General features: G+C 60.4%; 4 protein-coding genes. All 4 read left to right on the forward strand.

Annotation, left to right across the window (positions count from 1 at the left end; translation table 11 throughout):
• Window positions 1-90 precede the first annotated feature (90 nt).
• The 4 genes from ACFFN1_RS09415 to ACFFN1_RS09430 all read left to right on the forward strand — a co-directional run bounded on the left by ACFFN1_RS09415 (window position 91) and on the right by ACFFN1_RS09430 (window position 4,730).
• Window positions 91-876 carry a DNA methyltransferase gene (locus tag ACFFN1_RS09415; protein ID WP_376840459.1) on the forward strand — a complete coding sequence of 262 codons (786 nt, stop codon included), beginning with the start codon at window positions 91-93 and terminating at the stop codon, window positions 874-876.
• Window positions 876-2,750, forward strand: a complete 1,875-nt coding sequence (locus ACFFN1_RS09420) for a site-specific DNA-methyltransferase (protein ID WP_376840460.1) — start codon at window positions 876-878, stop codon at window positions 2,748-2,750. Before ACFFN1_RS09415 ends, ACFFN1_RS09420 begins: the two co-directional genes overlap by 1 nt.
• Before the next feature lie 8 nt (window positions 2,751-2,758).
• Window positions 2,759-4,417 carry an RNA-binding domain-containing protein gene (locus ACFFN1_RS09425; protein ID WP_376840461.1) on the forward strand — a complete coding sequence of 553 codons (1,659 nt, stop codon included), beginning with the start codon at window positions 2,759-2,761 and terminating at the stop codon, window positions 4,415-4,417.
• A gap of 133 nt (window positions 4,418-4,550) precedes the next feature.
• On the forward strand, window positions 4,551-4,730 hold the full coding sequence (locus ACFFN1_RS09430) for a hypothetical protein (protein ID WP_376840462.1): 180 nt from the start codon (window positions 4,551-4,553) through the stop codon (window positions 4,728-4,730).
• Window positions 4,731-4,798 lie beyond the last annotated feature (68 nt).

Genomic DNA, 4,798 nt, shown 5'->3' on the forward strand with positions numbered 1-4,798 from the left:
CGTGGTAGATCAGGTGGTTAGCGCTTCTGATCCTCGGGGACCTCGACCCCTACCCGCCAACCAGCACCCGACGAACCTCACCCCCACCGGATGTCCGAAGAGCCGCTTATGGGAGGGAAGTACTTCTCTGCTCCGAAGCCCGTTCCCTTCCTTGAAGACCTACTGCGGATCGGAACTGTACGCGATTCGATCGTGCTTGACTTCTTTGCCGGATCAGGTTCCTTCGGACACGCCGTCATGAACATCAATGCTGAAGACGGAGGAACTCGACAGTACCTCTTGGTTCAGGTGGATGAACCGCTGCCCGAGGGATCAGACGCGAATCGTGATGGGTTCCCAACTATCCCAGACCTTGCTCGTGAGAGACTTCGTCGCGCTGCCGACCGGACGCGAGGTGTCGCTAAACTCGCAGGCATGAATCTTGACACTGGATTCCGAACGCTACGCGTGGATACCACGAACATGGCTGATACCAGTACGCCAGCCGACTCGCTAGGCCAGGCAGAACTGGTCGGGATGATCCATAGTGTCAAGTCGGGCCGTACAACTGAGGACCTACTGTTCCAGGTGCTTCTCGACTGGGGGCTAGAACTCACCCTGCCGATCGCGAATGAGACGATCGATGGCTTCGAGGTGTACGACGTTGAGGAGGGCGCGTTGATCTTGTGTACGCGTCCGCGTGAGGCACGCTCTCTCTCTCTCTCTCTCGGGCTGCTGCGGCCATCGCGGAAAGACAGCCGCTGCGTGCGGTCTTCCTCGACGAGGACTTCGCCGACGACGCGGAGCGAATCAACGTCGGGCAGGTGTTCTGTGAACGCTCGCCACACACTGAGGTCAAGACGATATGACCATCGCGTTCTGGCAGGAGATGCGTGATGGAGAAGCGCACCCTGCACACCCCCGACCATACGCGGGCCAACATCGACAAGATCGCCGAGTTGTTCCCGAATGTGGTGACCGAGTCGCGCGATGCGGAGGGCAACGTGACTACCACGGTTGACTTCGATTTGCTCCGGCAGGAGCTGAGCGATCACATCGTGGAGGGACCTCAGGAGCGCTACCGCCTCGACTGGCCCGGTAAACGTGCCGCCGCGTTCGCCGCGAACGCGCCCATTGCTAAGACCCTGCGTCCGGTTCGCGAGGAGTCGGTGGACTTCGACACGACGCAGAATCTCTTCATTGAGGGTGACAACCTCGACGCACTCAAGCTCCTGCAGGAGTCGTACCTCGGCAAGGTCAAGCTGATCTATATTGACCCGCCGTACAACACCGGCCACGACTTCATCTACAACGACGATTTCTCCGAAACTAGCGCCGATTACCTCGCACGCTCAGGGCAGACCGACCGCGAAGGCGGGCGCCTCGTTGCTAACGCTGACACCAACGGCCGCTACCACTCCGACTGGCTGAGCATGATGTACCCACGCCTCCGTTTGGCTCGTAACCTTCTCAAGGACGACGGCGTCATCTTCATCTCGATCGACGACCACGAAATCGAGAACTTGCGCGCTCTGTGCGACGAGGTTTTTGGAGCCCAGAACTTCGTGACGCAGATCATCTGGCAGAAGGTGTACTCCCCGAAGAACTCGGCTAGGTGGTTCTCCGAAGATCACGACTACATCGTGTGCTATGCGAAGAGCAAGCTGATGTGGCGCCCCAACCAGCTACCGCGCACCGCGGAGATGGAAGCGCGATATTCCAACCCGGATGACGATCCACGTGGCCCTTGGAAACCAGTGGACATGACTGCGAGGAATGCCTACAACGCGGGGCTTTACTCCGTCACCACCCCATCAGGTCGTCTCCTAGATGGACCTCCGAAGGGGCGCTATTGGAGCGTTTCGGAGAAGCGGCTTCACGAACTCGATGCAGATAACCGGGTCTGGTGGGGAACGTCAGGAAACAACATTCCGGCAGAAAAGCGTTTCCTCTCGGAGGTCTCATCTGGTCGTACGCCCCAGACGTTCTGGCCATACACGGAGGTCGGGCACACTCAGGATGCCAAGAAGACTCTCCTCAAGTACGTGCCATTTGAGCACACCGAGAACGTCCTCAACTCGGTCAAACCGGTGCAGTTGGTTCAGCGTATTCTCCAGCTGGCCACCAGTCCGGAAGATGGCGACATCATCCTCGATTTCTTCAGCGGAAGTGGCACTACAGCGCACGCAGTGCTCCAACAGAACCGCGAAGACTGCGGCAACCGCCGCTTCGTCGCCGTGCAGGTGCACGAACCGTTGCCAAAGCCGGAGCAGACCTTCAACTCAATCCTCGGTATGAGCACCACGCGGTTGCAAAGCGTCGCTGCGGAGATCGCCGCTGAACCCACACTCTCCGACGACCTCGACATCGGCTACCGGATGTGCAGAGTAGACACCACAAACATGGCGGATGTGCTCGCCACCGCCGACGAAACGCAGCAAGCAGCCCTCGGATCGTTCGAAGCAAGCATCAAGTCCGACCGTTCCGGCGAGGATTGCCTCTTCCAGGTGCTCCTCGATTGGGGGCTCGAACTCACCCTGCCGATCGCGCGAGAGGAAATCGACGGCCGGCAGGTGTTCTCTGTGGACGAGGACGCCCTTGTCGCCTGCTTCGCCGATTCGGTGACGCCGGACGTCGTCCGTGGGCTTGCAGAGCGCACCCCGCTGCGGGCGGTGTTCCGCGACGACGCCTTCGAGTCGGACGCCGCACGTATCAACGCAGATCAGATTTTCCGTGAGGTCTCCCCCTCAACCGAAGTCCGGACGATCTGAGGCACGCCATGACGCTGACGCCTGATGAACTCACCGCCCTCCTCGACCGGCTCATCGCCGAGTGGGAGAGCGAAGTCGTGGAGTTCAAGCAGGCATCCCAGCAATATGACAGGGGCAAGACCGGCCAATACGTCTCGGCGCTCAGCAACGAGGCGAACCTGCGCGGGGCATCAGCGGGTTGGTTGGTGTTCGGCGTCTCGAACGACCGCCGCGTTGTCGGCACCGCACACCTGGGCGATGTGGAGCAACGACAAACGCTGAAACACGAGATCCACCAGTCCATCGACCAAGGTTTGACCATCCGTGAAGTCCACGAAGTCATGTACTCCGGCCATCGCGTGGTGCTGCTGGAGATCCCGCCAGCACCACGCGGCATCCCGATCTCGTGGAAGGGGATCTACCGCGCCCGCGCCGGCGAAAGCCTGGTCCCGCTGTCCTTGGACAAGGTCGACGCCATTCGCGGGCAGACCCTGGACGCGGACTGGTCAGCCGTCGTTGTTCCCGAGGCCATTCTCGACCACCTCGACCCAGCGGCGATCACGCGTGCCCGCCAAGGCTTCGCGGAACGGCATGCGCACCGCATTCCCGCAGCCGAGATCGATTCCTGGGACGACTCGGCCTTCCTCGCCAAGGCTCGGCTGACCCGCGACGGTCAGATCACCCGAGCTGCTCTCCTGCTCCTTGGCGCCGACACCTCGACACATCTGTTGTCCCCGCATCCTGCGGAGATGACCTGGAAACTGGTGGGCGAGCAGCCAGCCTACGAGCACTTCCGGATGCCGTTCCTGCTCACCGCCAGCCAGCTCGCGAAGCGTATCCGCAACGTCCAGCTTCGACTCATGCCCCCGAACGAACTGATCTACCGAGAGATCAGCAAGTACGACGAGCGCAGCCTTCTTGAAGCCATTTATAACTGTATCGCGCATCAGGACTACACGAAACGGTCCAGAATCATCGTTGCTGAGCACACCGACCGCGTTGAGTTCATCAGTGTGGGCGAGTTCTTCGACGGTTCGCCGGAGGAGTACGTCCTTGAGCAGCGCACCCCGCGGGACTACCGCAACCCGCTGCTCGTCGCTGCGATGACCGAGCTCAACCTCATCGACCGCATGGGGTACGGAATCCACCGGATGGTGCAGGACCAAGTGCGGCGCTTCCTCCCACTGCCTGACTACGACCTCGAAACTCCCGGTGAGGTTAAGCTCACGATCCCTGGGGCGGTCATCGACGAGTCATACTCACAACTTCTCATGGTCCGTGCCGATCTCCCCCTCGAAGACGTGCTCGCCCTCGACCGGGTTCAGAAAGGGCTCGACATCAGTCCTGAGGCTGTGAAACGCCTGCGGAAAGCAAAGCTCATCGAGGGGCGTAAACCACACCTTCGGGTATCTGCATCAATAGCGGACGCCACGGGGAGGCTCGCCGACTACGTGCGCACTCGGCCTCAGACGGACGCTCACTACGCGACGCTGCTTCGGGATTACCTCGAACACAATGGAGAATCGTCACGTGCCGATATCGACGCTCTCTTGATTCCGCTGCTGCCCGAGGTGCTGACGGACCAGCAGAAGCGCAACAAGGTATCCAACTTACTTGCCAAGCTCCGCCGAGAGGGGTCCATAGTGAACGTTGGAAGCCGAGGTCAGCCGCGGTGGACGCTTACATAGATTCGTGTTTCAAAGCGGTCGTCTATGCAAGAAGTTTTGCGCCATGAGCGGGAGATCCCTTGCTAGCACCCGGCCCGCTTGGATAAATCGGTACTCGCAAGCTGCAGATGTATGTAAGAAGGAGGCTGGCTCGATGAAGCTTCAGTTCAAGGTCCAGCAGTATCAGACCGACGCTGTCGACGCCGTCGTCGACATTTTCGCCGGGCAACCAAAGCATGACGGGATCTCCTACCGGATCGACCCGGGCAGGGTTCGGCCGAAGACCGCGCCGGCGCTCCTGACTTCCACAACTGTAGTTACCCAGGCGGTGTGATTGCGACGCGGATGTGAGCGACGTCTTCGCTGATTGGGTCGGCGGCAGCGACGGTATGTCCGACCGCT

This window comes from Brevibacterium otitidis (assembly GCF_042429315.1).
GTDB classification, from domain to species: domain Bacteria; phylum Actinomycetota; class Actinomycetes; order Actinomycetales; family Brevibacteriaceae; genus Brevibacterium; species Brevibacterium otitidis.